At 61.4% G+C, this 26,841-nt stretch carries 26 protein-coding genes; 10 read left to right on the top strand and 16 right to left on the bottom strand.

Annotated features, from left to right (window positions below; genetic code table 11):
• Positions 1–7 precede the first annotated feature (7 nt).
• Genes ptsN through IF199_RS04490 form a run of 3 tightly spaced genes read left to right on the top strand, consistent with a single transcriptional unit; the run spans position 8 to position 1,623 of the window.
• The gene (ptsN, locus tag IF199_RS04500; RefSeq protein WP_096818963.1) at positions 8–472 is read left to right on the top strand and encodes a PTS IIA-like nitrogen regulatory protein PtsN; all 465 of its coding nucleotides are present in this window, start codon (positions 8–10) and stop codon (positions 470–472) included.
• Positions 473–474: 2 nt separating this feature from the next.
• Entirely contained in the window at positions 475–1,332 is an 858-nt protein-coding gene (gene rapZ / locus IF199_RS04495) for an RNase adapter RapZ (protein ID WP_096818961.1), read from the top strand.
• A 15-nt stretch (positions 1,333–1,347) separates the two neighbouring features.
• On the top strand, positions 1,348–1,623 hold the full coding sequence (locus tag IF199_RS04490) for an HPr family phosphocarrier protein (protein WP_096818959.1): 276 nt from the start codon (positions 1,348–1,350) through the stop codon (positions 1,621–1,623).
• Between the two features lie 40 nt (positions 1,624–1,663).
• Here the strand turns inward: IF199_RS04490 and IF199_RS04485 are convergent, their stop codons facing one another.
• The 6 genes from IF199_RS04485 to pmbA form a co-directional block, all read right to left on the bottom strand.
• Positions 1,664–2,557 carry a ZIP family metal transporter gene (locus IF199_RS04485; RefSeq protein WP_102619440.1) on the bottom strand — a complete coding sequence of 298 codons (894 nt, stop codon included), beginning with the start codon at positions 2,555–2,557 and terminating at the stop codon, positions 1,664–1,666.
• 30 nt (positions 2,558–2,587) lie between these two features.
• Entirely contained in the window at positions 2,588–3,199 is a 612-nt protein-coding gene (locus tag IF199_RS04480; protein WP_192560908.1) for a superoxide dismutase, read from the bottom strand.
• Position 3,200: 1 nt separating this feature from the next.
• Positions 3,201–3,641, bottom strand: coding sequence for a hypothetical protein (locus IF199_RS04475; RefSeq protein ID WP_096818952.1), 441 nt, complete (start codon positions 3,639–3,641; stop codon positions 3,201–3,203).
• Positions 3,642–3,668: 27 nt separating this feature from the next.
• Positions 3,669–5,045 (bottom strand): class II fumarate hydratase, encoded by a 1,377-nt coding sequence (locus tag IF199_RS04470; protein WP_192559786.1) that lies wholly within the window; start codon positions 5,043–5,045, stop codon positions 3,669–3,671.
• Entirely contained in the window at positions 5,026–5,433 is a 408-nt protein-coding gene (locus IF199_RS04465) for a FagA protein (protein ID WP_085608076.1), read from the bottom strand. The genes IF199_RS04470 and IF199_RS04465 overlap by 20 nt, the downstream gene beginning before the upstream one ends.
• Positions 5,434–5,594: 161 nt before the next feature.
• Positions 5,595–6,941: a metalloprotease PmbA gene (gene pmbA / locus IF199_RS04460; RefSeq protein ID WP_425220355.1), complete on the bottom strand. Its 1,347-nt coding sequence runs from the start codon at positions 6,939–6,941 to the stop codon at positions 5,595–5,597.
• 108 nt (positions 6,942–7,049) lie between these two features.
• Here pmbA and yjgA point away from each other — a divergent pair, with 108 nt between their 5' ends.
• Positions 7,050–7,574 carry a ribosome biogenesis factor YjgA gene (gene yjgA, locus IF199_RS04455; RefSeq protein WP_096818946.1) on the top strand — a complete coding sequence of 175 codons (525 nt, stop codon included), beginning with the start codon at positions 7,050–7,052 and terminating at the stop codon, positions 7,572–7,574.
• A gap of 51 nt (positions 7,575–7,625) precedes the next feature.
• Here yjgA and tldD read toward each other — a convergent pair whose 3' ends face one another.
• The 8 genes from tldD to mreB form a co-directional block, all read right to left on the bottom strand.
• Entirely contained in the window at positions 7,626–9,068 is a 1,443-nt protein-coding gene (gene tldD, locus IF199_RS04450) for a metalloprotease TldD (protein WP_085711794.1), read from the bottom strand.
• A 5-nt stretch (positions 9,069–9,073) separates the two neighbouring features.
• Positions 9,074–9,934: a carbon-nitrogen hydrolase family protein gene (locus IF199_RS04445; protein ID WP_192559784.1), complete on the bottom strand. Its 861-nt coding sequence runs from the start codon at positions 9,932–9,934 to the stop codon at positions 9,074–9,076.
• Between the two features lie 58 nt (positions 9,935–9,992).
• Complete coding sequence (locus IF199_RS04440; protein ID WP_192559783.1) at positions 9,993–13,796, bottom strand: YhdP family protein; 3,804 nt, start codon at positions 13,794–13,796, stop codon at positions 9,993–9,995.
• 75 nt (positions 13,797–13,871) lie between these two features.
• On the bottom strand, positions 13,872–15,329 hold the full coding sequence (gene rng, locus IF199_RS04435; protein ID WP_096818937.1) for a ribonuclease G: 1,458 nt from the start codon (positions 15,327–15,329) through the stop codon (positions 13,872–13,874).
• Between the two features lie 58 nt (positions 15,330–15,387).
• Positions 15,388–15,984, bottom strand: a complete 597-nt coding sequence (locus IF199_RS04430; protein WP_192559782.1) for a Maf family protein — start codon at positions 15,982–15,984, stop codon at positions 15,388–15,390.
• Positions 15,985–16,047: 63 nt separating this feature from the next.
• Entirely contained in the window at positions 16,048–16,539 is a 492-nt protein-coding gene (mreD, locus tag IF199_RS04425) for a rod shape-determining protein MreD (protein WP_085711798.1), read from the bottom strand.
• Complete coding sequence (gene mreC / locus IF199_RS04420; protein WP_192560907.1) at positions 16,539–17,684, bottom strand: rod shape-determining protein MreC; 1,146 nt, start codon at positions 17,682–17,684, stop codon at positions 16,539–16,541. The genes mreD and mreC overlap by 1 nt, the downstream gene beginning before the upstream one ends.
• A 141-nt stretch (positions 17,685–17,825) precedes the next feature.
• Complete coding sequence (mreB, locus tag IF199_RS04415; RefSeq protein ID WP_002555108.1) at positions 17,826–18,863, bottom strand: rod shape-determining protein MreB; 1,038 nt, start codon at positions 18,861–18,863, stop codon at positions 17,826–17,828.
• Positions 18,864–19,074: 211 nt separating this feature from the next.
• Here mreB and gatC point away from each other — a divergent pair, with 211 nt between their 5' ends.
• The 6 genes from gatC to IF199_RS04385 all read left to right on the top strand — a co-directional run bounded on the left by gatC (position 19,075) and on the right by IF199_RS04385 (position 24,234).
• Positions 19,075–19,362 (top strand): Asp-tRNA(Asn)/Glu-tRNA(Gln) amidotransferase subunit GatC, encoded by a 288-nt coding sequence (gene gatC, locus IF199_RS04410; protein ID WP_096818932.1) that lies wholly within the window; start codon positions 19,075–19,077, stop codon positions 19,360–19,362.
• 16 nt (positions 19,363–19,378) lie between these two features.
• Positions 19,379–20,830: an Asp-tRNA(Asn)/Glu-tRNA(Gln) amidotransferase subunit GatA gene (gatA, locus tag IF199_RS04405; protein ID WP_096818931.1), complete on the top strand. Its 1,452-nt coding sequence runs from the start codon at positions 19,379–19,381 to the stop codon at positions 20,828–20,830.
• Positions 20,831–20,840: 10 nt separating this feature from the next.
• Positions 20,841–22,286 carry an Asp-tRNA(Asn)/Glu-tRNA(Gln) amidotransferase subunit GatB gene (gatB, locus tag IF199_RS04400; RefSeq protein ID WP_192559781.1) on the top strand — a complete coding sequence of 482 codons (1,446 nt, stop codon included), beginning with the start codon at positions 20,841–20,843 and terminating at the stop codon, positions 22,284–22,286.
• Positions 22,287–22,374: 88 nt separating this feature from the next.
• Positions 22,375–22,749 carry a septal ring lytic transglycosylase RlpA family protein gene (locus IF199_RS04395; protein ID WP_192559780.1) on the top strand — a complete coding sequence of 125 codons (375 nt, stop codon included), beginning with the start codon at positions 22,375–22,377 and terminating at the stop codon, positions 22,747–22,749.
• A 46-nt stretch (positions 22,750–22,795) separates the two neighbouring features.
• On the top strand, positions 22,796–23,857 hold the full coding sequence (locus IF199_RS04390) for a calcium/sodium antiporter (protein WP_096818926.1): 1,062 nt from the start codon (positions 22,796–22,798) through the stop codon (positions 23,855–23,857).
• The gene (locus tag IF199_RS04385) at positions 23,854–24,234 is read left to right on the top strand and encodes a carboxymuconolactone decarboxylase family protein (RefSeq protein ID WP_085685699.1); all 381 of its coding nucleotides are present in this window, start codon (positions 23,854–23,856) and stop codon (positions 24,232–24,234) included. The genes IF199_RS04390 and IF199_RS04385 overlap by 4 nt, the downstream gene beginning before the upstream one ends.
• Positions 24,235–24,244: 10 nt before the next feature.
• Here IF199_RS04385 and IF199_RS04380 read toward each other — a convergent pair whose 3' ends face one another.
• Both IF199_RS04380 and garD read right to left on the bottom strand, forming a co-directional pair.
• Positions 24,245–25,186 carry an AEC family transporter gene (locus tag IF199_RS04380; protein WP_096818922.1) on the bottom strand — a complete coding sequence of 314 codons (942 nt, stop codon included), beginning with the start codon at positions 25,184–25,186 and terminating at the stop codon, positions 24,245–24,247.
• A gap of 95 nt (positions 25,187–25,281) precedes the next feature.
• On the bottom strand, positions 25,282–26,835 hold the full coding sequence (gene garD, locus IF199_RS04375; RefSeq protein ID WP_192559779.1) for a galactarate dehydratase: 1,554 nt from the start codon (positions 26,833–26,835) through the stop codon (positions 25,282–25,284).
• Between the last annotated feature and the right edge of the window lie 6 nt (positions 26,836–26,841).

Genomic DNA, 26,841 nt, shown 5'->3' with positions numbered 1-26,841 from the left:
CACCCCCATGATCCGACTTGAAAGCATCCTGACCCCCGGCCGTTCCCTCGTGAACGTGCCGGGCGGCAGCAAAAAGAAAGCCCTCGAACAAATTGCCAACCTGATCGCCCGGGAAGTACCGGATCTGGAGATGCAAGATGTCTTCGAGGCACTGATTGCCCGTGAAAAACTCGGCTCGACCGGTTTTGGCAACGGCATCGCCATTCCCCACTGCCGCCTCAAGGGTTGCGAATCCCCCATCAGCGCCTTGATGCACCTTGAAGCACCCATCGATTTCGACGCCATTGATGGTGCACCGGTCGACCTGCTGTTCGTGCTGCTGGTCCCGGAAGCCGCCACCGATGCGCACCTGGAACTGCTGCGCCAGATCGCCAGCATGCTCGACCGCAAGGACGTACGCGAAAAATTGCGTCGCGCCACCACCAACGAAGCCTTGTATCAGGTTGTCCTGGACGAGCAAAACGGGCACTAAACATGCGCTTGATCATCGTCAGTGGCCGCTCCGGCTCGGGCAAAAGTACCGCTCTGGATGTCCTCGAAGACAACGGCTACTACTGCATCGACAATTTGCCTGCCGGCCTGCTCCCGGAACTGGCGGAGCGCGCACTGATTCATACGGAACTGTCTCAGCCACTGGTCGCGGTATCGATCGACGCACGCAATCTGCCCAGTCATCTCTCGCGCTTTCCGGAATTGCTTGAAGAAGTCCGCAGCCGGCACATCCAGTGCGACGTCCTGTATCTGGACGCCGATGAAGAAACCCTGCTCAAGCGTTTTTCGGAAACCCGTCGTCGCCACCCTCTGAGCAGCGCCAATCGTTCGCTGGCCGAAGCCATCAACGATGAAACGGCCCTGCTGGGCCCGATCGCCGATCTGGCCGACCTGAAGGTCAACACCACCAATCTGAACCTGTACCAGTTGCGCGACACCATCAAGCTGCGGCTGCTGAACCAGCCGGAGCCGGGCACGGCGTTTCTGGTGGAGTCGTTCGGTTTCAAACGCGGCATGCCGGTGGATGCGGATCTGGTGTTCGATGTACGCTGCCTGCCCAACCCGTACTGGAAACCGGAACTACGCGCGCAATCGGGGCTCGATGAGCCGGTAGCCGAGTACCTGGCGGCACAGCCGGAAGTCGAAGAGATGTTCCAGGACATCTATGCGTATCTGTTCAAATGGCTGCCGCGCTTCGCTGCAAGCAATCGCGCCTACGTCACCATTGCCATTGGCTGCACCGGCGGACATCACCGTTCCGTCTACCTGACCGAACGCCTGGGTCAGGCCCTGCAGAAAACCCTGAAGAACGTCCAGGTTCGCCACCGCGACCTCAGCTAAAGGATTCACACCGCGATGCCTGCTCTGGAAATCGAAATCATCAACAAGCTGGGCCTGCATGCCCGGGCGTCGGCAAAGTTCGTTGGCGTGGCGGGGCAGTATCCCGACTGCACGATCAGAGTGGGTCGCACCCCGGAAACCACGGTAGATGGCAAAAGCATCATGGCGATGATGATGCTCGCTGCCGGCAAGGGCACCAAAATCTTCCTGAGCACTGAAGGGCATCAGGAACAGGAAGCCCTGGATGCCTTGGTGGCACTGATCAACAACTACTTCGACGAAGGCGGTTGAAAGCCTTTGGTGGCGAGGGAGCAAGCTTCCCTCCCCCCTCTCATCCCAACGCCGTGTCCATCACCATCATCAGACAGAACCCGATCAATAATCCCAGGCTCGCCAGTTTGTCGTGACCATTGCGTCGCGACTCCGGGATCACTTCGTGGGTCACCACCAGCAACATCGCCCCGGCCGCCAGCGCCAATCCAAGGGGCAACAGCAACTCCGCCAGGCTGACCAGCCATGCACAGAGCAGTGCAAACACCGGTTCGACCAGCCCCGATGCCGCCCCGATCAGAAACGCCTTGACCCGCGACATCCCCGCCCCGGCCAGCACCAGCGCAATCACCAGACCTTCCGGCACATCCTGCAAGGCGATGCCCATCGCCAGGCTGTCAGCGTCCGGCATGCCGCCGCCAGCGGAGACGCCGACGGCCATGCCTTCCGGAATGTTATGGGCAATGATGGCAAACACGAACAGCCAGATCCGCGGGGGAATCACTGGATGCTCGACGGTGCCGATGAGCATTTCCGGTGAAGCGCCGGACACCTTGCGGTCCACCAGATACAGACCGAAAGCACCGAGCATGATGCCGAAACAGATCAGACCACTGGCACCCCAAGGGCTCAGGCCAAGGCTTTCTGCGGCGGCAATCCCCGGCACGATCAGCGAAAAAGCAGTCGCTGCCAGCATCACGCCGGCACCAAACCCCAGCAGCGTGTCGCCCAATGCCTGAGGCATGTTGCGGATCACCAGCACCGGAACCGCCCCGAGTGCCGTGCCGAGTGCGCAGATTGCACCGCCCTGCAATGCCCGGGACAGTTTCGGCTCCAGGTCCAGCCATTCGAGTCCGTGAGCCACCAGCAAGGTCATGCCCGCCAACAGCAGCAGCGATCCGAATGCGTAACGAAACATACGCCCACTTCCGATCGCCAGTGTTTCAGTGCCCATAGTCAGCCTTGGATTGTTTTTATAGGAGACTTAAACCAGTGCAGCCTGATAACGCGCAGCGACTTCAGGCCAATTGATCACGTTGTAGAACGCGCTGATGTATTCCGGGCGACGGTTCTGATAACGCAGGTAGTAGGCGTGTTCCCACACATCGAGTCCGAGAATCGGCGTATTGCCGCCCATCAGCGGGCTGTCCTGATTGCCGCTGCTTTCCACCACCAGTTTCTTGTCCGGGGTCACGCTGAGCCAGGCCCAGCCGCTGCCGAAGCGCGTCAGCGCAGCTTTGGTGAACGCATCCTTGAAGCTGTCGAGGCCGCCCAGTTGCTCATCGATCGCCCTGGCCAGCGCGCCGCCCGGCATGCCGCCACCGCCTGGCACCATCACTTCCCAGAACAGCGAATGGTTGGCGTGACCGCCGCCCTGATTGATTACCGCCGCGCGCAGTTTTTCAGGCAGTTGCTGGACGCTGGCCACCAGTTTTTCCACCGGCCATTCGGCGTACTCCGTGCCCTCGACCGCGGCGTTCAGGTTGTTGATATAGGTCTGGTGATGCTTGGTGTAGTGGATCTCCATGGTCTGCGCATCGATGTGCGGTTCCAGTGCGTCGTAGGCGTAAGGCAAGGCTGGCAGGGTAAAAGCCATTTCAGTGGACTCCATGGTGATGTTGGGCAGGCACGCGACGCGCATTGCCGGTATCCGGGTGCAGCAGACGCTGGGTGCGCGGGTACTCGCCGTGTTCGCTGATGAAATTGAGCAGTTCGACATAGGTCTTGCTGCTTTGGCGCAATGCCGCCTCACGCAGGGCCGGGCGCAGGCGCTCGTTCTGCATGGTCTGCAACAGGCGCTGGTGGATCGCGCACAGATATTCGGCGCTCTCCTCCGGCTGGTTCAGGCGCAGATGCAGGTCGGCCAGGTTGTGATGGGAGATGACGCAGGCCGCCACCGCTTCGTCGGCATCGGCCCAGCGCTCGAACAGCACTTGAGCCAGGGCCAGCGCTTGCAGATAGGCCTCGCGGGCGTCGATCAGCTCGCCCAGCATGAAGCAGCGATTGGCCCGTTCGATCGTGCGTTTCCAGTGCTCCATGATGAGTCTCCAAAGCGGTTGCGGTGTTTACACGCCGCCGGCGGTGAGTTTCTCGGGATTGAGCAACTCTTCCAGTTGGCTGCGCGACAGGTCGGTGTGCTCCAGCGCGACATCAATCACCGGACGGCCCTGTTTGTAGGCCTGCTTGGCGATTTCGGCGGCTTTCTGGTAACCGATGATCGGGTTGAGTGCGGTGACCAGAATCGGGTTGCGCGACAGCGCTTCCTTGAGGCGCGACTCGTTGACCTTGAAGCTGGCAATCGCCTTGTCACCCAGCAGACGGCTGGAGTTGGCCAGCAATTCAATGCTGCTCAACAGGTTCTGAGCGATGATCGGCAGCATCACGTTCAGTTCGAAATTGCCCGACTGACCGGCGATGGTGATCACCGAGTCATTGCCGATCACTTGTGCGGCAACCATGGCGGTAGCTTCCGGAATCACCGGATTGACCTTGCCCGGCATGATCGACGAGCCCGGTTGCAGGCCTTCCAGCTCGATTTCACCGAGGCCAGCGAGCGGGCCAGAGTTCATCCAGCGCAGGTCGTTGGCGATTTTCATCAGCGATACGGCAGTCGCCTTGAGCTGACCCGAGACGGCCACGGCAGTGTCCTGCGAGCCGATCAGCGCGAACAGATCCTTGCCCGGGGTGAATTGCACGTTGGTCAGTTGGCTAAGTTGACGGCTGAAACGCGCGGCGAATTCCGGATGCGCATTGATCCCGGTGCCGACCGCCGTACCGCCCTGGGCCAGAGATTGCAGGCTTGGCAGCAAGTCCTGCAGGTGACCGATGTTGGCCTTGAGCTGCTGCGCCCAACCGTTGAGCACCTGGCTCATGCGCACCGGCATGGCGTCCATCAGGTGGGTGCGACCGGTTTTGACGTGGTGGTGGACTTGTTCAGACTTGCGTTCGATCACTTGCACCAGGTCCAGCAGCGCCGGCAGCAGTTGTTCATGCAGGGCCAGCGCGGCGCTGACGTGGATGGTGGTCGGGATGATGTCGTTGCTGCTCTGCCCGCAGTTGACGTGATCGTTGGCGTTCACCGGCTCGTCGAGCAGGCGGCTGGCCAGGGTGGCGATCACTTCGTTGGCGTTCATGTTGGAACTGGTGCCGGAACCGGTCTGGAAGATATCCACCGGGAAATGCTGCATGAAGTCACCTTCAAGCAGACCCTGGGCCGCGTCGCTGATGGCTTTGCCTTGCGCTGCGCTGATCTGGTTGAGTTCGACGTTCGCGCGAGCGGCGGCCGCTTTGGCCAGGATCAGTGCACGGATGAACTGGGTCGGCATCGGCTTGCCGCTGATCGGGAAGTTATCCACTGCGCGCTGGGTTTGCGCGCCGTAGAGAGCGTCCACCGGCACCTGCAGTTCGCCCATGCTGTCGCGCTCAATACGTGTCTTGGTCATCGGTAAATCCTTGGACTAATTCAATGAGAGGAATCGAGGGTTGCAACTCGCAAGTGGCGAGCTGCCAGGTGTAGCTTTGCCAGCGTTTGAGCCGACACTTGCACAGCGACAGGCGCTCCATTTCACGCAATGGGCGCCAGGCTTGATCGAGACAGAGGCTTCGCCAGTGCCACGGCAACGCGATGTCGGTGGCCGTGTCGAGCAGCAGACGGAAAGAAGTTTCAGCGACAGTCCAGGGCGAGGTCGCCGTGCAGCAGGCCAGATACCGGCCTTCGGCCAGGTAGTGTTCGATCAGACGCGGTTCGTCGGGATCCATGGCGCAACGGATCTGGCGACTCATCCAGCGCCAGCTTTCGAGGTACGGCTGCTCGTGCAAGGCAGAACTCATGATCCTGGGCTCATCCGATAATGAGATTTATTATTAGATGATAATGAGAACCAAAACAAGAGTAGCTTTTTAGCTGGCCTGATCGGCCCGAAAGATTTGCGGACACAAAAAAGGCGCGCCACCCAATCGGATGGCGCGCCTTTTGTGTACGTGCCTGGGGCTTAACTGCCCGCGACGGTCATCTTCTCGATCAATACCGAACCGGTGCGAATGTTGCTGCGCAGCTCCAGATCGTTACCCACTGCGACGATCTGCTTGAACATGTCGCGCATGTTGCCGGCAATGGTCACTTCCTGCACCGCGAACTGGATTTCACCGTTCTCGACCCAGAAACCCGCCGCACCACGCGAGTAATCGCCGGTGACCATGTTCAGGCCATGGCCCATCAGCTCGGTGACCAGCAACCCACGGCCCATACGTCGCAACAGTGCTGCCTGGTCTTCATCGCCATGGGTGACGAACAGGTTGTGCACACCGCCTGCGTTGGCGGTGCTTGGCATGCCGAGCTTTCGACCGGAATAGGTGCCGAGGATGTACGACACCAGTTCGCCTTTTTCGACGAACGGTTTGGCATAGGTCGCCAGACCGTCACCGTCGTACGACGCACTGCCCATGGCGCGCATCAGGTGCGGGCGCTCGTCGATGGTCAGCCACTCCGGAAACAGCTTCTGCCCCAGCGTCCCTTCAAGGAAGGACGATTTGCGATACAGGCTGCCGCCGGAAATCGCCGACAGGAAACTGCCAAACAACCCGCCCGCCAGCTCGGCGGAAAACAGCACCGGCACTTCGCAAGTCGGTACCGGGCGCGCGCCCAGACGGCTCGCTGCTCGCTGTGCAGCGCGCTGACCGATGCTCACCGGGTCAGCCAGCAAACTGCCTTGGCGGTTCACGTCGTACCAGTAATCACGCTGCATCTGGCCATCGGCCTCGGCGATCATCACGCAGCTCAGGCTGTGTCGAGTCGAGGCGTAACCACCGATGAAACCGTGGCTGTTGCCATACACGCGGCAACCCTGATGAGTGCTGAGGGTGGTGCCATCGGCATTCTTGATCCGTGCATCGGTGTCGAACGCCGCGGCTTCACAGAGCAGCGCCTTCTCGATGGCTTGTTCCGGGGTGATGTCCCATTGGTGGAACAGGTCGAAATCCTGAATATCCCTGGCCATCAGCGCGGCATCGGCCAGCCCCGAAGCTTCGTCTTCGGAGGTGTGTTTGGCAATCGCCAGTGCCGCAGCAACCGTCTCGCGAATCGCATCCGGCCCGGTGGCAGACGTGCTGGCAGAACCCTTGCGCTGGCCGACATACAACGTGATGCCAAAACCCTGATCGCGGTTGAACTCGACCGTTTCGACTTCATGTTGACGCACCGACGTCGACAGGCCCTGCTCCAGCGATACCGCTACTTCGCAGGCACTGGCACCCTGGCGCTTGGCTTCGGCGATGATCTGCTCGACCTGTTCCTGCAGTGCCGGCAATGCCTGTGGGCCGACGCTTTCAACTGCACTCATGCTCATCTCCACTCAAATTCTGCTTTCGGCTGGGGCCTTCGAGCGACCGGGCCGGACAAGCGGCCCCCGACTGGTTATCATGGCGGCGTTTCTTTGCGGACTGCCACCATGGTTGATTCTTACGACGACTCCCTCGATACGGGAGAAAAAAGCAAATCCCAGGTCAAACGCGAGCTGCATGCTCTGGTTGACCTTGGCGAGCGCCTTACAACGCTCAAGCCCGACTTGCAGGCGAAACTGCCATTGACCGACGCTTTGCGCCGGGCCCTGGCCGATGCGCCCAAGCACACCGCGAACATCGCGCGTAAACGGCACTTGCAGTTCATCGGCAAACTGATGCGCGATCAGGACACTGACGCCATTCTCACCTTGCTCGATCAACTCGATGCCTCTACCCGTCAGTACAACGAGCGTTTCCACAACCTCGAACGCTGGCGTGACCGCCTGATCGGCGGTGACGATGCCGTGCTGGAGAAATTCGTCGTCGAGTACCCGGACGCCGACCGCCAGCAACTGCGTTCCCTGATCCGTCAGGCCCAGCATGAGGTTGCGCAAAACAAACCTCCTGCCTCGAGCCGCAAGATCTTCAAGTACATCCGTGAGCTGGACGAGACTCAACGCGGTCTGCGTTGATATTCGCCACCGGGTGGCCGCACTGCGCGCCACCCGAAGCTCCATCCTTTCTTATGCGCCCGTGCCACCCACGGTGATCGCATCGATCTTCAGCGTCGGCTGACCTACGCCCACCGGCACCGATTGCCCATCCTTGCCGCAAGTCCCCACACCGCTGTCCAGCGCCAGATCGTTACCGACCATCGACACCCGGCTCATCGCTTCCGGACCGTTGCCGATCAACGTCGCGCCTTTGACCGGCGCGGTGATCTTGCCGTCCTCGATCAGATAAGCCTCGCTGGTGGAGAACACGAACTTGCCACTGGTGATGTCGACTTGACCGCCACCAAGGTTGGCGCAGTAGATACCCTTCTTCACCGACGCAATGATTTCCGCCGGATCGCTCTGGCCGCCGAGCATGTAAGTGTTGGTCATCCGCGGCATCGGCAAGTGCGCGTAGGATTCGCGGCGACCGTTGCCGGTGCGGGCCACGCCCATCAGGCGCGCATTGAGCTTGTCCTGCATGTAGCCCTTGAGCACGCCGTTTTCGATCAGCGTAGTGCACTCGGTCGGCGTGCCTTCATCATCGACGCTCAGCGAACCACGACGACCGGCCAACGTGCCGTCATCGACGATGGTGCAGAGCTTGGAAGCAACCATCTCGCCCATACGCCCGCTGTAGGCAGAACTGCCCTTGCGGTTGAAATCGCCTTCCAGACCGTGGCCGACCGCTTCGTGAAGCAGCACGCCGGACCAACCCGAACCCAGAACAACCGGCAAGGTGCCGGCCGGTGCCGGAATCGCTTCCAGATTCACCAGCGCCTGACGCAACGCTTCACGGGCATAACCCATGGCGCGGTCTTCGGCGAGGAAATAACGGTAGTCGGTACGCCCGCCGCCGCCATGACCGCCACGTTCGCGACGACCGTTCTGCTCGACGATCACACTGACGTTGAATCGCACCAAAGGACGCACGTCGGCAGCCAGGCCACCGTCGGTCGAGGCCACGAGAATCCGCTCCCAGACCCCGGCCATGCTCACGCTGACCTGCTGAATACGTGGGTCGAGGGCGCGGGTCGCAACGTCGATGCGCTTGAGCAGTTCGACTTTTTCAGCGCGGCTCAGCACTTCCAGCGGGTTGTCCGGCGCATACAACTGGGCGACGTCCTGCGTGCTGAACGCTTGCACCGTGCCATTCTGCCCGGCGCGGGAAATCGAACGGGCCGCACGGGCCGCCGCGCCAAGCGCTTCGAGAGTGATCGCGTTGCTGTAGGCAAAACCGGTTTTTTCGCCGGACTGCGCACGCACACCAACACCCTGATCGAGGTTGAAACTGCCTTCCTTGACGATGCCGTCTTCCAGCGACCAGGACTCGGAAATCTGCCCCTGGAAATACAGGTCGGCCGCATCGATGCCTGGACCCGCCAGATCACCGAGCACGCCTTGCAGGCTCTCGATCGTCACGCCGCCAGGCGCCAACAGGTGATCACTGACTGAGGACAACAACTCGCTCATAGGTTTTACGCCTTAAATTCGTGTTCTGAAGCAGGTCGCTGTGCGCCCTGCGAAAAAAACCGCCGATGACCCGTCACCGGCATTCGCGCCCGGATGGACGCCTGTTCGTTGCTGTCGCGCTCGGCCAGCAGCACGGCTTCGCCTTGTTCCTGCTGCGCCAGCACGCGGCCCCACGGATCGATAATCGCCCCGTGGCCAAAGGTTTCCCGCGGCCCCGGATGCGTCCCACCCTGGGCTGCCGCCAACACGTAGCACTGGGTTTCAATCGCCCGCGCACGGATCAACACGTCCCAGTGCGCCGCACCGGTCACTGCGGTGAAGGCCGACGGCGCGGTAATCAATTCAGCCCCAGCAGCCCGCAATTCGCTGTACAGCTCCGGGAAGCGCAGGTCGTAACACACCGTCAGGCCGATTCGGCCGACCGGCGTGTCCGCAACCACCACGCCACTGCCATAAGCATAGTCATCGGATTCGCGGTAACGGCCGCGATTGTCCGCAACATCCACATCAAACAGATGCAACTTGTCATAGCGAGCAACGATTTCGCCCTGATCGTCCACCAACAACGAGCAGGCATGGGACTTCGCCTCGGGTTGCCCCACAGGCGGCAACGGCAAGGTGCCGGCCACTATCCATAACTTGAGGTCGCGAGCGGTCTGTTTCAACCACGGCAGGATCGGTCCTTCGCCAAGTGCTTCGGCACGGCCGATATCAGCGATGTCGCGACGCCCCATGGCGGCGAAGTTTTCCGGCAGCACCGCCAGCTTCGCGCCAGCGTTGGCCGCTTGTTCGAGCAAACGTCGGGCATCGCGCAGATTGGCCAGCACGTCGCTCTGGCTGACCATTTGAATCACCGCTAAAGACATGGCGAACTCCGCAAGAGGTAGGCAGCCATGCTACTCCATCGGTTTGCGGCCTGGCTGATCAAAAAGGCTTGTCGAAGGTGATTTTCGGCTCTTTCCACGGGCCTTTGACGGTGTATTTGACGCTGGCGAACCGCGCCACGCGATCACCGATCAGTTTGTCGATCAGGAACAGCGCCCCGCCGACAGCCGGTGCACCGACAATCAACGCGGCAATCGGCAGGTTGTTGGTCACCGGCAAGGTCACCAGCAACCGGGCATCGACCTGATCGCCGACCAGATCCAGCGTGCCGTTGAGCTCAAGATTGCTCGACGGCCCGGTCAGTTTGATCGGCTCCTGCGTCACGTAGACACCGTTGTTCGCCACCAGTAATCCCTTGACCCGGTCATAGCTCAAACCTTTGCCGAACAGGTCGGAGAAATCGAGGCGCAGACGCCGGCCGATGGAGTTGAAGTTGAGCAGACCGAACACTCGCAGCGCCTGAGCACCGCCCTCGACTTCGACGAACTGCCCCTTGTTCAGCGACGCATCGAGCGTGCCGGAGAAGCGCTTGGTCGCCAGCCACGCCGGTGAACCCGGCCAGCGGCCGTCGACATCCATGTGGAACTCTTCGCTGGTCACGCTCGGCGCAAAGCCCCAGCCCTTGAGCACGTCGGCGAGATTCTTGCCGCCAATCCGGCCCTTGTACCAACTGCTGGTGGCACCGGGCGTCCCCTCCCAGCCACCGCTGCCCTGCAACAGAATGCCCTTGAGGCCCAGATCGAGGTTGTTCAGGGCGATACCCTTGGCGGTCGGACGGACTTTCAGCGACCAGCCACCGACCAGGTCCTGTCCCTGGAACAGCTGATTGATGGTGATGTCCAGCGCCGGGATCTTGGTTGGATCGACCGAGGCCAGAGGGTCAGGTGCGTTATCGTCGGCCTGCACCGTCGGGTCCGGTGCCGGCAAACGCACGTATTGAAGGTTCACCACAATCGGCGCGCTTTTGGCGTCGGGAATGCCGACCGTGCCCTTGGCCTGCTGACTGTCGAGGGCCAGCGCCCAGGCGCCGGGCTTGCGATCCAGTTGCACCGCCGCCTGATCCAGCGTGGTGCCGAAGGCGGTGAGTTTGCCGATCTTGAAATCTGCGCTGCTGAGCAGTTGCTTGGCGCTGCCGCCCGGATCCTGACCGGCGTACTTGTCCACCAGATCCTGCCAGGGTTTGACGTCCAGCTCGGACAACACACCGCGTATCCGCAGGCCTTTGTTGCCCGGCAACACGGCCTCACCGGTACCGAGGAACAGCTCGCCACGGCCATCGGCGAAACTGCTCGGTGGCGCGGCGAAGGTGAAGTTGGCCAGTTGATCGTAATTGACCCAGTAACGCCGCTCCTGACCTTGCAGCGTCATGCGGAACACCGTGTCACGCCCGACATCGGCGGTCATGCCGAACGGCGCGGGCAGATTCACCGCCACACCCTTCAGATTGGAGCTGACCATCAATTGGCTGTCAGCACCGTCCAGGTTCACTTGCAGTTGATAGGGAATCGTCCCGGACACCGGCAACGGCTGAGTCACGCCGAGCCAGTCGGTGAGTTTCTTGACTTCGACCTGCCCCGACGCCGCTACCCGGGTCTTGAGCTTGCCGGGGCCGCCATCGGCGAAGATCTGCGCGGTGACCGGTTTGTCGAAGGCCCGGGCACTGATGTTTTGCCCGCTCAGACCCTTGGCGCTGTCGAAGCGGAAGTCACCCTTGAGCTGGCTCAACTCCAGTTTCGGCTCAGCCAGTTTCAGTCGCGCATTGGCAGTCTTGAAGTCCACGAGGATCTTCGGCTGATCGCCCTTGGCCAACGGCACATCCAGTTTGAGTTTGCCTTGCAGGTCGCCCTCGCCTTCCCAGCCGGCGAAGGTGTCGGCGGTGCCGATCGGCGCCTCCTGGAGAATTTTCAAGCCGTCGCCCAGTCCGCCGGCAAACCCGCCGTCGAGGTACATATGGCTGTGCTCGCCACTCGGTACATGGGGGATATTGACGAAAACATCGCTGACCTGAGTGTCGAGCAACTGGCCTTTGCTGGCGACGATCCGCACACCGCTGTCCTCGATGAACACATCACCGCTGACCTTGCTCACGTGCGGCCAGCCAGGCTGGAATGCCAGTTCGGCATCGTGCACCTTGAAAAACAGGCTGATGCTGCGATCCGCATCTGCGGCGCCTTTGTTCAGGGAACCCTGGTACTGGAAGAACCCCTGATCCACCGCCCCTTTGAGAATCGCCGTGCGCAGCCATTCGTCCAGAGACGGGCTCAGTACCTCGGGCAAGTACTTGGCGGTGTAGCGACCGTCGCCTTCCACCAGCCCGACCCGCAGGTCCATGTAGTCTTCCTGGGTGTGGTCGAAATGCAGGCGGATCAGGAAGTCGCCGGCGATCTTGCCCTCCTCGCCGAGCACCTTCAGGTACGGTGCGATCAGCGTGAAACCTTCGCTATCGAGCTTCCAGGTCAGTCGGGCATTGGCCTGGATGTATTGCCATGGCTTGGCAAAAATCGGATCGAGGTGCAGGACAAAGTCCTTGCTGTCCATGCGCAACTCACCGCCGCCGAGGTTGCCGGTCAGGCTGCCGCTGACATTCCGCGCGGCCGGCGCACCGTGATAGGCGTCGAAGCCGACCTGATCGAGGTTGGCGGCGAAGCTGAATTTGCTGTCGTCGGTGGCGTTGGGCCGGAAATCCAGCAGCACATTGCGCATGCCACCGGTCACTTTCAGGTGCTCGACCACGGCGGCAAAGCCTTGAGGCAGCGGGCCCAGCGCATTGAGTAACGGAGTGATCGGCGTCAGATCGAGGCGATCGGCCTGCAGATGCCAGAGCTCATCGACCTTGTCGGTGGCGGCGGTCTGCTTGACCTGAACACGGGATTCCCAGCGGGTCTCGCCAAAATTCATCGCCAGCGAATCGAGGGTGACGGTCGCGCCCTCGGCACTGCGCTGGAAATAACCGTTGAGGGCCAGATTGTTGATCTGGATCGGCTTGCGCTCGGCGTAGGCACCGGTCAATTGCGGAGCGTTGAGGCGAATGGCGGCGCTTTGCAACGCGCCCTCGCTCCAGTTGACCCACAACTCGCCGCCGGCCTTGATCTCGGAGAAATTCCACTGCTGGGTCAGGCGCTCGGGCAGCCATTTCGCCCAGTCGCTTTGCGGCAGGCTGGCGTAGCCCTCGACCGCGCTGTCCTGCAACTGGCTGGCACGAATCCGCGTACGCAGGCTCAGTGCAACGGGTTGCCCGTCGGGCAAGGTCAGTCGCGCGTCGAGGCGCTGACGATTGAGACCGGTCTTGAGATTGAGGCCGACGTAAGTGAACGTCAGCGGCGCCTGGTCCCGCGGCTGCAAGGTCACCTGGCTGTCGAGCACCGACAATTGCTGGACCACTTGCATACGGTTGAACAGTTGCTCGGGATCCATGGGCTGATCCTGCTGCACCGGCAATCCTTCGAGCGCCCATTGGCCGTCTTCACCTTCCTTGAGGCTGATCTTCAGGCCGTTGAGTTCAAGATGCGCGATACGCACTTCACGAGCCAGCAGACTGGCCCACAGATCCGGCACGGCACGCACCCGATCCAGGCGCAGCGCATTGGCGCCGTCGCCGACCATCACGTCGTGGGCCAGCAGGATCGGCGCAAATCCGCTCCAGTTGCCTTCCAGCTCACCGATCTGCAACGGCATGCCCAGGGCGGCGCTGGCCTTATCTTCGATGTCGGTACGGTATTCGGCCACCAGTGGCGTGAGTTCCCGGCCGAGGCTGACGTACAACGCCATCAACACCAGAACCAACGCGCACAGGCCCAGCCCCCAACGGGTCAGTGCGGCCAGAATGCGTGTCAGACGTTCCATGTCAGTTGGCTCCCATGGCAAAAATACTGCAAAAAGCTGAGGCCAGCCGTTTCAGGAAATAGGTGACGCAGGGGATCAGAGCAGCACCACGTCATATTGTTCCTGGGAATACATGGTTTCCACCTGGAAGCGTATGGTGCGCCCGATAAACCCTTCAAGCTCGGCGACGTTACCGGACTCTTCATCGAGCAGCCGGTCGACGACTTTCTGGTTCGCCAGCACACGATAACCCTCGGCCTGATAGGCCCGGGCCTCGCGCAGGATCTCCCGGAAAATCTCGTAGCAAATGGTTTCCGGCGTCTTCAGCTTGCCCCGCCCCTGACAACTGCTGCAAGGCTCGCACAGCACTTGCTCCAGACTTTCGCGGGTACGCTTGCGAGTCATCTGCACCAGACCCAGCTCGGTGATACCGATGATGTTGGTCTTGGCGTGATCGCGCTCCAGCTGTTTTTCCAGGGTACGCAGTACCTGGCGCTGGTGCTCTTCATCTTCCATGTCGATGAAGTCGATGATGATGATCCCGCCCAAATTGCGCAGACGCATCTGCCGGGCAATCGCGGTGGCGGCTTCGAGGTTGGTCTTGAAGATGGTCTCTTCAAGGTTGCGATGCCCGACGAACGCACCAGTGTTGACGTCGATGGTGGTCATGGCTTCAGCCGGATCCACCACCAGATAACCGCCGGACTTCAGCGGCACCTTGCGTTCAAGGGCTTTCTGGATTTCGTCTTCGACGCCGTACAGGTCGAAAATCGGCCGTTCACCCGGATAGTGTTCCAGACGATCGGCAATTTCCGGCATCAGTTCGGCGACGAACTGCGTGGTTTTCTGGAAGGTTTCCCGGGAGTCGATGCGGATCTTCTCGATTTTCGGGCTGACCAGGTCACGCAAGGTGCGCAATGCCAGACCGAGGTCTTCATAGATCACGCTCGGCGCGCCGATGGTCTTGATCTGTTCGCTGATCTGATCCCACAGGCGTCGCAGGTAGCGGATGTCCATCAGGATCTCATCGGCCCCGGCACCTTCGGCGGCGGTGCGCAGAATAAAACCACCGGCCTCCTTGATGCCTTCTTTGGCCACACAATCGCTGACCACCTGCTTCAGGCGTTCGCGCTCGGCTTCGTCTTCGATTTTCAGGGAAATGCCGACGTGGGCGGTGCGCGGCATGTACACCAGATAGCGCGACGGGATCGACAGTTGCGTGGTCAACCGCGCGCCCTTGGAACCGATCGGATCCTTGGTGACTTGCACCACCAGGCTCTGACCTTCATGCACCAGGGCGCTGATGCTTTCCACCGCAGGGCCTTCGCGCAGGGAGATTTCCGAGGCGTGAATGAACGCCGCACGGTCCAGGCCGATGTCGACGAATGCCGCCTGCATGCCCGGCAATACCCGCACTACCTTGCCTTTATAGATGTTGCCGACGATCCCGCGTTTTTGCGTGCGCTCGACATGCACTTCTTGCAGCACACCGTTTTCGACCACCGCCACGCGCGATTCCATCGGCGTGATGTTGATCAGAATCTCTTCACTCATGGCAGGGTCTCGTTCAGGCATGTTCACGATAATGGCCGCATCTTGTTCCGTTCGACGCTTACTGCGCACTCAGGTTTTGCCAACAGGGTATGCCGAAATGGCCGAGCAGTTCTGCGCTTTCGCACACCGGCAATCCCACGACAGCCGAATAACTGCCGTTGAGACCGGCGACAAACACTGCGCCCAGCCCCTGAATGCCGTAACCACCGGCCTTGTCCCGAGGTTCGCCGCTGGCCCAGTAGGCGGCGGCTTCTACGCGACTGATCGCCCGAAACCGTACCAGACTGCATACCACTTGCGACTCGCAGCGCTCACCATCGAGCACGGCGATGGCGGTCAGGACTTCGTGCTCCTTGCCGGACAACATCATCAGCATGGCGCATGCATCGGCTTCGTCCACCGGTTTGCCGAGAATTTTGCCGTCCAGCACCACGGCAGTGTCGGCGCCCAGCACGCAAAATGGCGTGTCGCAGACGACAGAGCACCGCCCAGCCTCGGCCTTGCCGCGCGCCAGGCGCTCGACATAGGCCGTTGGGGATTCATTGGCTAAAGGGGTTTCATCGATGTCCGCACTGATGGCGGTGAACGGAACGCCGATCTGCGTGAGCAGCTCACGCCGACGCGGCGATCCAGAGGCGAGGTAAAGCGACTTCATCCAAACATCTCCCTGTTGAGTGCCCTGCCTCATGGCACCGGTACGGGCCCATGCCTGACCGAATCAGTTGATTTTGTAGCGTCGGCGCAATCCACGCAAAGCGAAGCTGACCCACGGCCAGAGCAAGGCGCTGACCAGTGCCGGCAGCACCAGCGCCAGAGTCGGCTGGCGATTGCCGGTCAGGGCACTGAGCCATAATTGCACAAGCTGCGCGAGACCGAAGATCACCAGGATCACCAGGCACTGCTGCCACATCGGGAACATCCGCAGGCGTTGCTGCAACGACAGCACCAGGAACGTGATCAGCGTCAGGATCAACGCGTTCTGTCCCAGCAGCGTGCCGTACAGCACGTCTTCAGCAAGCCCGAGGCAAAATGCGGTGACCATGCCGACCTTCTGCGGCAGGGCCAAGGCCCAGAATGCCAGGAGCAGGGCCAGCCAGAGCGGGCGCAGGATTTCCATGAATTGCGGCAGCGGCGACACGCTGAGCAGCATGCCGATCAGAAACGTCAGCCAGACGATCCAGCCGTTTCGGGAGGCTTTGACACCGACCATTATTCTCGTCCCCCAGTGGTAGCCGGCGCAGTGACAGGCGGTTTGGCGGCCGGCCGTGCGCTGGCAGGCTGAGCGGCTGGCGGCTTGCTGGCTGCCGGCGTCGCTGCGGGTGGTTTGGCCGGCGTCGCTGGCGGTTTGCTCGCGGCGGGTTTGGCTGGCGTAGCAGCAGCGGGTGCAGCAGGTGTGCTGGCCGCAGCAGGTGCTTGAGCCTGAGCCGGTGTATTCACCGTTTTCGGCACAGTGGCTGGAATGATCGGGCCACCACCAAACACATCAAGGTTTTCCTGAGCCTGCGCCGCATCGTTGGCACGCTCTTCAGCCGTACGGTTGTCGCTGAACACCAGCAACAGGTAGCGGCTGCGGTTCAGCGCAGCCGTCGGTACGGCGCGGACAATGGCGAATGGCTGGCCGGAATCGTGGATCACTTCCTTGACCGTCGCCACCGGGTAGCCGGCCGGGAAGCGCTGGCCCAGGCCGGAGCTGACCAGCAGATCGCCTTCTTTGACATCGGCCGTATCGGCCACATGGCGCAGTTCCAGACGCTCAGGGTTACCGGTGCCGCTGGCAATCGCCCGCAGACCATTACGGTTCACCTGCACAGGAATGCTGTGGGTCGAGTCGGTCAGCAGCAAAACACGGGAGGTGTACGGCATCAGTTCGACCACCTGCCCCATCAGGCCGCGTGCATCAAGCACCGGCTGACCGAGCACCACGCCGTCGCGCTCACCTTTATTGATGATGATGCGATGGGTGAAGGGATTCGGGTCCATGCCGATCAGCTCGGCCACTTCGACCTTCTCGTTGACCAGCGCGGAGGAATTGAGCAACTCGCGCAGACGGACGTTCTGCTCGGTGAGGGCGGCAAGCTTTTGCATGCGGCCCTGCAACAGCAGGTTCTCGGTCTTGAGTTTTTCGTTTTCGGCGACCAGCTCGGTGCGACTGCCGAACTGACTGGCGACACCTTCCCACAGCCTGCCGGGCAGGTCGGTGATCCAGTAAGCGTCCATCAGCACCAGCGACATCTGGCTGCGGGCAGGCTTGAGCAGGCTGAAACGGGCATCGACCACCATCAGCGCGACCGACAGCACGGCCAGCACCAACAAGCGCACGCCCAGTGAGGGGCCCTTGGCGAAAAGCGGTTTAATAGGCCGCTCCTCCCAGGCAAATGTTCTGTTTATTCATACGGCATCAAACCGGCCTGGATGAAGACTGACAGAAGATAAACGCCAACAGGCAGCACTGCAAAGTGCTGCCTGCGCGCTCACCCACGTATTGCACCCGGCGACTTATTCGCTGGAGAGCAGGTCCATGGTGTGCTTGTCCATCATTTCCAGTGCACGGCCACCGCCGCGAGCAACACAGGTCAGCGGGTCTTCGGCAACGATCACCGGCAGACCGGTTTCCTGGGCCAGCAACTTGTCGAGGTCACGCAGCAGCGCGCCACCACCGGTCAGCACCAGGCCACGCTCGGCGATGTCGGAAGCCAGTTCCGGCGGCGATTGCTCCAGGGCGCTTTTTACGGCCTGAACGATAGTTGCCAGGGACTCTTGCAGAGCTTCCAGCACTTCATTGGAGTTCAGGGTGAATGCGCGTGGAACGCCTTCGGCCAGGTTGCGACCGCGAACGTCGACTTCGCGAACTTCGCCGCCCGGGTAGGCCGTACCGATTTCCTGCTTGATGCGCTCGGCGGTGGATTCGCCGATCAGGCTGCCGTAGTTGCGGCGCACGTAGGTGATGATCGCTTCGTCGAAGCGGTCGCCGCCAACGCGGACGGATTCGGCGTAGACCACACCGTTCAGGGAGATCAGCGCGATTTCGGTAGTACCGCCACCGATATCCACGACCATCGAGCCGCGTGCTTCTTCAACCGGCAGGCCGGCACCGATCGCAGCAGCCATCGGCTCTTCGATCAGGAACACTTCACGCGCACCGGCACCAAGGGCCGATTCACGGATGGCACGACGCTCAACCTGGGTGGACTTGCATGGAACGCAGATCAGCACACGAGGGCTAGGCTGCAGGAAGCTGTTTTCGTGAACCTTGTTGATAAAGTATTGCAGCATCTTTTCGCAGACGCTGAAGTCGGCAATGACGCCGTCCTTCATCGGACGAATGGCAGCAATGTTGCCCGGCGTACGGCCGAGCATGCGCTTGGCCTCGGTGCCGACAGCAACGACACTTTTCTGGTTACCGTGTGTCCGAATGGCCACAACCGATGGCTCATTCAGGACGATACCGCGCTCGCGCACGTAAATAAGGGTGTTGGCAGTGCCCAGGTCAATGGAAAGATCGCTGGAAAACATGCCACGCAGTTTCTTGAACATGGGAAAGGGACCCTAGGCAACGCGTGGGTAAAAAAGTGCGGCAAACTCTAACAACGACAGGGATTTTGGGCAAGGCGCCAATATGTTAAATTGGCCGCTTTTCTGTGCACCAAGCCCCACAATCGCGGCCTTATGACCGTAGAAGTGCGGTAGTGTTCCGACAATCTAACACACGGACGCCGTCCGTCCTGTTTTCCACTGGAGAAACCCGATGGCGCTAGAACGCTCCGACGTGGAAAAAATCGCTCATCTGGCCAGCCTTGGCCTTAATGATGCCGATCTTCCACAAATCACTTCGGCCCTCAACAGCATTCTCGGGCTGGTCGACGAAATGCAGGCGGTCAATACCGATGGTATCGAGCCGCTGGCCCACCCGCTGGAAGCCAGTCAGCGCCTGCGCGCCGACGTCGTGACCGAGACGAATAACCGCGAGGCCTATCAGTCCATCGCACCAGCGGTCGAAAACGGCCTGTATCTGGTTCCGAAAGTCATCGACTAAAGGGAAAGAGCCTGCAATGCATCAAATGACTCTGGCCGAGATCGCCCGCGGTCTCGCCGATAAAAAGTTTTCTTCCGAAGAGCTGACCAAAGTCCTGCTGGCGCGCATTACCCAGCTCGACCCGCAGCTCAACAGTTTCATCAGCCTCACCGAAGAGCTGGCCCTCGAGCAGGCGAAAGCCGCCGACGTGCGCCGGGCCAACGGTGAGAGCGGCGCCCTGCTTGGTGCGCCGATCGCCCACAAAGACCTGTTCTGCACCCAGGGCATCCGCACCAGCTGCGGCTCGAAGATGCTCGACAACTTCAAGGCGCCGTACGACGCCACCGTGGTTGCCAAACTGGCCGCCGCTGGCACCGTGACTCTGGGCAAGACCAACATGGACGAATTCGCCATGGGTTCGGCCAACGAGTCGAGCTGGTACGGCGCGGTGAAAAACCCGTGGAACCTGGAACACGTACCGGGCGGCTCGTCCGGTGGTTCGGCGGCGGCGGTTGCCGCTCGTCTGTTGCCGGCGGCTACCGCGACCGACACTGGTGGCTCGATCCGTCAGCCGGCCGCGTTCACCAACCTCACCGGCCTGAAACCGACCTACGGTCGTGTTTCGCGCTGGGGCATGATCGCCTACGCCTCCAGCCTCGATCAGGGCGGCCCGTTGGCTCGCACGGCCGAAGACTGCGCGATTTTGTTGCAAGGCATGGCTGGCTTCGATCCGAACGACTCCACCAGCATCGATGAACCGGTGCCGGACTACGCCGCCGGTCTGAATGGTTCGTTGCAAGGCCTGCGCATCGGCGTGCCGAAGGAATACTTCGGTGCCGGTCTCGACCCGCGCATCGCCGAGCTGATCCAGAACAGCATCAAAGAGCTGCAGAAGCTCGGTGCCGTGATCAAGGAAATCAGCCTGCCGAACATGCAGCACGCCATTCCGGCGTACTACGTGATCGCTCCGGCGGAAGCCTCTTCCAACCTGTCGCGTTTCGACGGCGTGCGCTTCGGCCACCGCTGCGCAGACCCGAAGAACCTGGAAGACCTGTACAAGCGCTCCCGTGGCGAAGGCTTTGGTGCCGAAGTGCAGCGCCGGATCATGGTCGGTGCCTACGCGCTGTCTGCCGGTTACTACGACGCCTACTACCTGAAAGCGCAGAAGATCCGTCGCCTGGTGAAGAACGACTTCATGACGGCCTTTAATGAAGTCGACATCATCCTCGGCCCGACCACGCCAAACCCGGCCTGGAAACTCGGCGCCAAGAACAGCGACCCGGTCGCTGCCTACCTGGAAGACGTCTACACCATCACCGCCAACCTCGCGGGCCTGCCGGGCCTGTCGATGCCGGCCGGTTTCGTCGACGGCCTGCCGGTCGGCGTGCAACTGCTCGCTCCGTATTTCCAGGAAGGTCGCCTGTTGAACGTTGCCCACCAGTATCAGTTGAACACTGACTGGCACACCCGCACCCCAACCGGCTTCTGAGGAGACACACATGCAATGGGAAGTCGTGATCGGGCTGGAGATTCACACCCAGCTCACCACCCGGTCGAAAATCTTTTCCGGTAGTTCCACCACATTCGGTTCCGAGCCAAACACCCAGGCCAGCCTGATCGACCTGGGCATGCCCGGCGTGCTGCCGGTGCTCAACCAGGAAGCCGTGCGCATGGCGGTGATGTTCGGTCTGGCGATTGACGCCGAGATCGGTCAGCACAACGTGTTCGCCCGCAAGAACTACTTCTACCCGGACCTGCCGAAGGGCTACCAGATCAGCCAGATGGAATTGCCGATCGTCGGCAAGGGCCACCTGGACATCGCCCTGGAAGACGGCACGGTCAAACGCGTCGGCATCACCCGTGCGCACCTGGAAGAAGACGCCGGCAAGAGCCTGCACGAAGAATTCAGCGGTGCCACCGGCATCGACCTGAACCGTGCCGGCACACCGCTGCTGGAAATCGTTTCCGAACCTGACATGCGCAGTGCCAAGGAAGCCGTGGCCTACGTCAAGGCGATCCACGCGCTGGTGCGCTACCTGGGCATCTGCGACGGCAACATGGCCGAAGGCTCGCTGCGCTGCGACTGCAACGTGTCGATCCGTCCGAAAGGCCAGGTTGAATTCGGCACGCGCTGCGAGATCAAGAACGTCAACTCGTTCCGTTTCATCGAGAAGGCGATCAACTCCGAGATCCAGCGTCAGATCGACCTGATCGAAGACGGCGGCAAAGTGATCCAGCAGACCCGTCTGTATGATCCGAACAAGGACGAAACCCGTCCGATGCGCAGCAAAGAGGAAGCCAACGACTACCGTTACTTCCCCGATCCGGACCTGCTGCCGGTGGTCATCGAGGACTCGTTCCTCAACGACGTGCGCGGCACCCTGCCGGAACTGCCACCGCAAAAACGCGAGCGCTTCCAGAGTGCGTTCGGTCTGTCGGCCTACGACGCCAACGTGCTGGCCACCAGCCGTGAGCAGGCGGACTACTTCGAGAAGGTCGCAAGCATCGGCGGCGACGCCAAACTGGCGGCGAACTGGGTGATGGTCGAGTTGGGCAGCCTGCTCAACAAGCAGAACCTGGACATCGAGGATTCGCCGGTTTCGGCCGAGCAACTGGGCGGCATGCTGCAGCGCATCAAGGACAACACCATCTCCGGCAAGATCGCCAAAGTGGTGTTCGAAGCGATGGCCAACGGCGAAGGCAGCGCGGACGAGATCATCGAAAAGCGCGGCCTGAAGCAGGTCACCGACACTGGCGCGATCTCGGCAGTGCTGGACGAAATGCTCGCGGCCAACGCCGAGCAGGTCGAGCAATACCGTGCGGCAGACGAAGCCAAGCGCGGCAAGATGTTCGGCTTCTTCGTCGGTCAGGCCATGAAAGCCTCCAAAGGCAAGGCCAACCCGCAGCAAGTGAACGAACTGCTGAAAAGCAAGCTCGAAGGCTGATGAAAATGGGGCCAGTTCCAACGCCTGGCTCCATTCCCTGTGGGAGCCGGCAGGCTGGCTCCCACATCTGTTTTCGGGAAACCTTTGAATGAAGCGTCTATTCATCAGCTGCGCCCTGCTCTCTCTGCTGGCCGGTTGCGCCAGCACCGATGTCATCGACCCGCACGGTTACGACCAGACCGGCGTCGCCTCCTATTACGGAGCCAAACACCACGGTAAACGCACCGCCAGCGGCGAAGCGTTCAACCAGAATTCCCTGACCGCCGCCCATCGCCAGCTGCCCTTCGGCACCCGGGTGAAGGTCACCAACCTGAAAAACGACAAATCCTGCGTGGTACGCATCAATGACCGTGGGCCGCACACCCGTGGGCGCATCATCGATGTTTCACGCGAAGCCGCCGAACGTCTCGGCATGATTGGCAGCGGCACGGCACGGGTTCGCGTGCAGGCCCTCGACAACTGATGGAGCCCCCCCCATTTTCGGACTGACCGATTTACCGCTGATCAACGTGATCGAACTGCTCTGTGGGCTGTTCCTGCTGATCGCCGGTGCCGAACTGATGGTGCGCGCAGCCGTGCGTCTGGCTGCGCGCCTGCATGTGCGGCCGCTGATCATCGGCCTGACCATCGTCGCCCTCGGCAGCAGCGCCCCGCAAATGGCGGTCAGCCTGCAAGCGACCCTGACGCACAACCCCGACATCGCCGTCGGCAGCGTGATCGGCAGCAGCATTTTCAACATCCTCGTGACCCTCGGCCTGTCGGCTCTGATCATTCCGCTGCGGGTTTCGCGGCAACTGGTGCGCCTGGACATCCCGCTGATGATCGGCGCCAGCCTGCTGGTGTTCGTACTGGCCTGGAATGAAGAGATCGGCCGTTTCGACGGTGTTCTGCTGCTGAGCGCGTTGGGGCTGTATCTCGGCTTGCTGCTGCGCCAGTCGCGCCACTCGGCCCGGCCGCATTCCGATCATCCTCAGACTCAGCCGGCTCCCTGGTTCACCAGCCTGCTGATGATCGTCGCCGGTCTGGCCATGCTGGTGTTCGCCGGGCATTTGCTGCTGGGTGCAGCGGTCGCGGTGGCTACCGATCTCGGGTTCTCCGAGCGAGTCATCGGCCTGACCGTGGTCGCGGTCGGCACCTCGCTGCCAGAGCTCGCCACTTCGTTGATCGCCGCATTGCGCGGTCAGCGGGACATTGCCGTAGGCAACGTGATCGGCGCCAACCTGTTCAACCTGCTCGGGGTCCTCGGCATCACCGCATTGATCGCACCGACGCCACTCTCAGTGTCGCCGAATGCACTGGATTTCGACCTGCCGGTGATGCTCGGCGTCGCCGCGCTGTGCCTGCCGGTGTTCTATTCCGGCTACCGCGTGACTCGGGCCGAAGGCTTGTTGCTGCTCGGTTTGTACCTGGCGTACGGGCTGCACGTGGTGTCCTTCACCACCGGCATGCCGCTGGCCGGCAAGCTCGAACGGTTGATGCTGTTTTATGTCCTGCCGACGCTGCTGACGTTTCTGTTTATCACGTCGGTGCGCGCCTGGCGCCGCCAACACCACAAGAGGGATGTGCCATGACCGAATCGAAGAAATCCGGGGTCGAAATCCGCCGCCAGGTAATGGGCGATGCATTTGTCGACCGCGCGCTGGGCAACGCCACTGAATTCACCCAACCGTTGCAGGATTTCGTCAACGAACACGCCTGGGGCGGCGTGTGGAATCGCGAAGGTTTGCCGCTGAAAACCCGCAGCCTGATCACCCTCGCCGCGCTGACCGCGTTGAAGTGCCCGCAGGAGTTGAAGGGCCACGTGCGCGGTGCGTTGAACAATGGCTGCACGGTCGATGAGATCCGTGAAGCGCTGCTGCATTGCGCGGTGTATGCCGGCGTGCCGGCGGCGATCGATGCGTTTCGTGCGGCGCAGGAAGTGATCGACAGTTACCAGAAGCCTGAGTAACCGCCAGCTCTCAGATCCACCCGCCCCACTGCAAGAAGAAGATCCCGACGTTGGTGGTGATCGCCGCCATCAACGTGGTCAACACGATGATCGCCGCCGCCAGTTCATGATTGCCCTGGGCTGCACGGGCCATGACAAAACTCGCGGCCGCCGTCGGGCTGCCGAAGTACAGAAACAGAATCCCCAGTTCCGCCCCACGAAAGCCCCACAGCCACGCACCCAACGTCGCGAGCACCGGCAGGCCGATCATCTTCACCAGACTGGAACTCAGCGCCAGGCTGCCGCTCTTGCGCAGCGCCGCCAGCGACAGCGTGCCGCCAATGCAGATCAGAGCCAGCGGCAGCGTGGTTTGCGCCAGGTACTGACCCGACGTTTCCAGCCATCCCGGCAATCCGATCTTGAACCAGGCAAACGGCGCCGCCGCGATCACGCTGATGATCAGCGGATTGCTGATGACGCTTTTGCAGATACTCCACGGATCGGACTTGATCACCGGGCTGTAGACCGCCAGCACAATGGTCGACAGCGTGTTGTAGAAGAGGATCACCAGCGCCGCGAGAATCGCCCCGAGGGAAATCCCGTAGTCGCCATACATGCTCGCCGCCAGCGCCAGACCGATCACCCCGTTGTTGCCACGAAACGCACCTTGGGTGTAGATACCGCGATCCTCACGCGGGCAGCGGAAAATCGCCCAGCCCCAGGCCAGGGCAAAACTGGCCAGCGTGGCGAGGGCAAAGTAGATCAGCAGCGCCGGTTGCAGCGCGGCGTGCAGGTCGGCATGCAGGATGCCGAGAAACAACAGCGCCGGCATGGTGACGTTGAACACCAGCGACGACGCTGTGTGGATGAAATTGTCGTTGATCCAGTCGATGCGCTTGAGCAACACACCGAGAAACAGCATGGCAAACACCGGCGCGGTGATGTTCAGGGTTTCGAGGAAGATTGCCAGCATGCCGGGGAGCCTTGGAGGTGAGCGTCGTTAGGGGGCTAATGATAAGCCACTTTCACCCCGATCGTTCCCACGCAGCGCGTGGGAACGATCAACCATCAAGTAATCGGTGCCGGATTGAACAACGTAATGTCGTTATGCAGCTTGTGCTTCTCCGCCCACGTCTGCTGCTTGCCGCTCGCCACATCCAGATAGTAGTGGAACAACTCCCAACCCAACTCCTCGATGGTCGCGCGCCCAGTGGCAATCCGCCCGGCATCAATATCAATCAGGTCAGGCCAACGCTGCGCCAGCTCCGTACGGGTCGAAACCTTCACCACCGGCGCCATGGCCAGACCATAAGGCGTGCCACGCCCGGTGGTGAACACATGCAAGTTCATCCCCGCCGCCAGTTGCAACGTGCCGCAGACAAAATCACTCGCCGGCGTCGCGCAGAAGATCAAACCTTTCTGCTTGAAGCGCTCCCCAGGGCCGAGCACGCCGTTGATCGCACTGCTGCCGGATTTGACGATCGACCCCAGCGACTTCTCGACAATGTTCGACAACCCGCCCTTCTTGTTACCCGGCGTGGTGTTGGCGCTGCGATCCGCTTCGCCCTTGGCCAGGTAACGGTCGTACCAGTCCATCTCGCGCACCAGTTCCTCGGCAACGGTTTTGGTCTGGGCCCGTGAGGTCAGCAGGTAAATCGCGTCACGCACTTCGGTGACTTCGGAAAACATCACCGTCGCCCCCGCCCGCAGCAGCAAATCCGAGGCGTAACCCAGCGCGGGGTTCGCGGTGATCCCGGAAAACGCATCGCTGCCACCGCACTGCATGCCGAGGATCAGCTCGGACGCCGGCACGGTTTCCCGGCGGCGCTGGTCGAGTTTCTTCAGGCGAACTTCGGCCAGTTCCATGATCTGCTCGATCATTTCGGTGAAGCCGTGACTGGAATCCTGCAAGCGATACAGCCACGGCTCGCTCAGGTCGACCGACGCGTCATCCTCGTGCATCACCTGCCCGGCCTGCAATTTCTCGCAGCCCAGACTGATCACCAGCGCCTCGCCACCGAGGTTCGGGTTGCGCGCCAGATTGCGCACGGTACGGATCGGGATGTAGGCATCGGTGGCCGTGATGGCCACGCCGCAACCGTAACTGTGGGTCAGCGCCACCACGTCATCGACGTGCGGGTACTTCGGCAACAGTTCATCCTTGATCCGCTTTACCGCGTGATCCAGCACCCCGGTGACGCATTGCACGGTGGTGGTGATCCCGAGGATGTTGCGCGTGCCGACGGTGCCGTCGGCATTGCGATAACCCTCGAAGGTGTAACCCTCCAGCGGTGCCTGCGCGGCCGGCACTTCGGTGGACAGCGGCAGGCTGTCCAGCGGTGGCGCGGTCGGCATGCGCAGTTGATCTTCCTTGACCCAACTGCCACGGGGAATCGGCTGCAACGCATAGCCGATGATCTGGCCGTAGCGAATCACCTGACCGCCCTCGGGAATGTCTTCGAGGGTGACTTTGTGGCTCTGCGGCACGAAATCCACCGTCACCAGGCCATCGGCGAATGCGGTGCCGGCCGGAACGCCCTGGTCGTTGACCACGACCACTACGTTGTCCCGCTCGTGCAGGCGGATGTAGCGCGGCGAGTCGGAATGTTCAATCAACTGCATGACGCC

Source organism: Pseudomonas allokribbensis, from assembly GCF_014863605.1.
In the GTDB taxonomy this organism is placed as follows: domain Bacteria; phylum Pseudomonadota; class Gammaproteobacteria; order Pseudomonadales; family Pseudomonadaceae; genus Aquipseudomonas; species Aquipseudomonas allokribbensis.
Note: the sequence above shows the minus strand (reverse complement) of the source record. Positions and strands in the feature narration are given on the sequence as shown.

Coding starts and splice junctions, on each gene's coding strand:
- IF199_RS04480 (WP_192560908.1), bottom strand. CDS start 3,199: ATGGCTTTTACCCTGCCAGCCTTGCCTTACGCCTACGACGCACTGGAA.
- IF199_RS04445 (WP_192559784.1), bottom strand. CDS start 9,934: ATGTCTTTAGCGGTGATTCAAATGGTCAGCCAGAGCGACGTGCTGGCC.
- IF199_RS04485 (WP_102619440.1), bottom strand. CDS start 2,557: ATGGGCACTGAAACACTGGCGATCGGAAGTGGGCGTATGTTTCGTTAC.
- IF199_RS04395 (WP_192559780.1), top strand. CDS start 22,375: ATGAAGCGTCTATTCATCAGCTGCGCCCTGCTCTCTCTGCTGGCCGGT.
- IF199_RS04470 (WP_192559786.1), bottom strand. CDS start 5,045: ATGACCAAGACACGTATTGAGCGCGACAGCATGGGCGAACTGCAGGTG.
- IF199_RS04490 (WP_096818959.1), top strand. CDS start 1,348: ATGCCTGCTCTGGAAATCGAAATCATCAACAAGCTGGGCCTGCATGCC.
- mreD (WP_085711798.1), bottom strand. CDS start 16,539: ATGGTCGGTGTCAAAGCCTCCCGAAACGGCTGGATCGTCTGGCTGACG.
- IF199_RS04385 (WP_085685699.1), top strand. CDS start 23,854: ATGACCGAATCGAAGAAATCCGGGGTCGAAATCCGCCGCCAGGTAATG.
- garD (WP_192559779.1), bottom strand. CDS start 26,835: ATGCAGTTGATTGAACATTCCGACTCGCCGCGCTACATCCGCCTGCAC.
- pmbA (WP_425220355.1), bottom strand. CDS start 6,941: ATGAGTGCAGTTGAAAGCGTCGGCCCACAGGCATTGCCGGCACTGCAG.
- mreB (WP_002555108.1), bottom strand. CDS start 18,863: ATGTTCAAGAAACTGCGTGGCATGTTTTCCAGCGATCTTTCCATTGAC.
- tldD (WP_085711794.1), bottom strand. CDS start 9,068: ATGAGCGAGTTGTTGTCCTCAGTCAGTGATCACCTGTTGGCGCCTGGC.
- rng (WP_096818937.1), bottom strand. CDS start 15,329: ATGAGTGAAGAGATTCTGATCAACATCACGCCGATGGAATCGCGCGTG.
- IF199_RS04380 (WP_096818922.1), bottom strand. CDS start 25,186: ATGCTGGCAATCTTCCTCGAAACCCTGAACATCACCGCGCCGGTGTTT.
- gatA (WP_096818931.1), top strand. CDS start 19,379: ATGCATCAAATGACTCTGGCCGAGATCGCCCGCGGTCTCGCCGATAAA.
- ptsN (WP_096818963.1), top strand. CDS start 8: ATGATCCGACTTGAAAGCATCCTGACCCCCGGCCGTTCCCTCGTGAAC.
- gatB (WP_192559781.1), top strand. CDS start 20,841: ATGCAATGGGAAGTCGTGATCGGGCTGGAGATTCACACCCAGCTCACC.
- IF199_RS04430 (WP_192559782.1), bottom strand. CDS start 15,984: ATGAAGTCGCTTTACCTCGCCTCTGGATCGCCGCGTCGGCGTGAGCTG.
- IF199_RS04475 (WP_096818952.1), bottom strand. CDS start 3,641: ATGGAGCACTGGAAACGCACGATCGAACGGGCCAATCGCTGCTTCATG.
- gatC (WP_096818932.1), top strand. CDS start 19,075: ATGGCGCTAGAACGCTCCGACGTGGAAAAAATCGCTCATCTGGCCAGC.
- rapZ (WP_096818961.1), top strand. CDS start 475: ATGCGCTTGATCATCGTCAGTGGCCGCTCCGGCTCGGGCAAAAGTACC.
- yjgA (WP_096818946.1), top strand. CDS start 7,050: ATGGTTGATTCTTACGACGACTCCCTCGATACGGGAGAAAAAAGCAAA.
- IF199_RS04440 (WP_192559783.1), bottom strand. CDS start 13,796: ATGGAACGTCTGACACGCATTCTGGCCGCACTGACCCGTTGGGGGCTG.
- IF199_RS04465 (WP_085608076.1), bottom strand. CDS start 5,433: ATGAGTTCTGCCTTGCACGAGCAGCCGTACCTCGAAAGCTGGCGCTGG.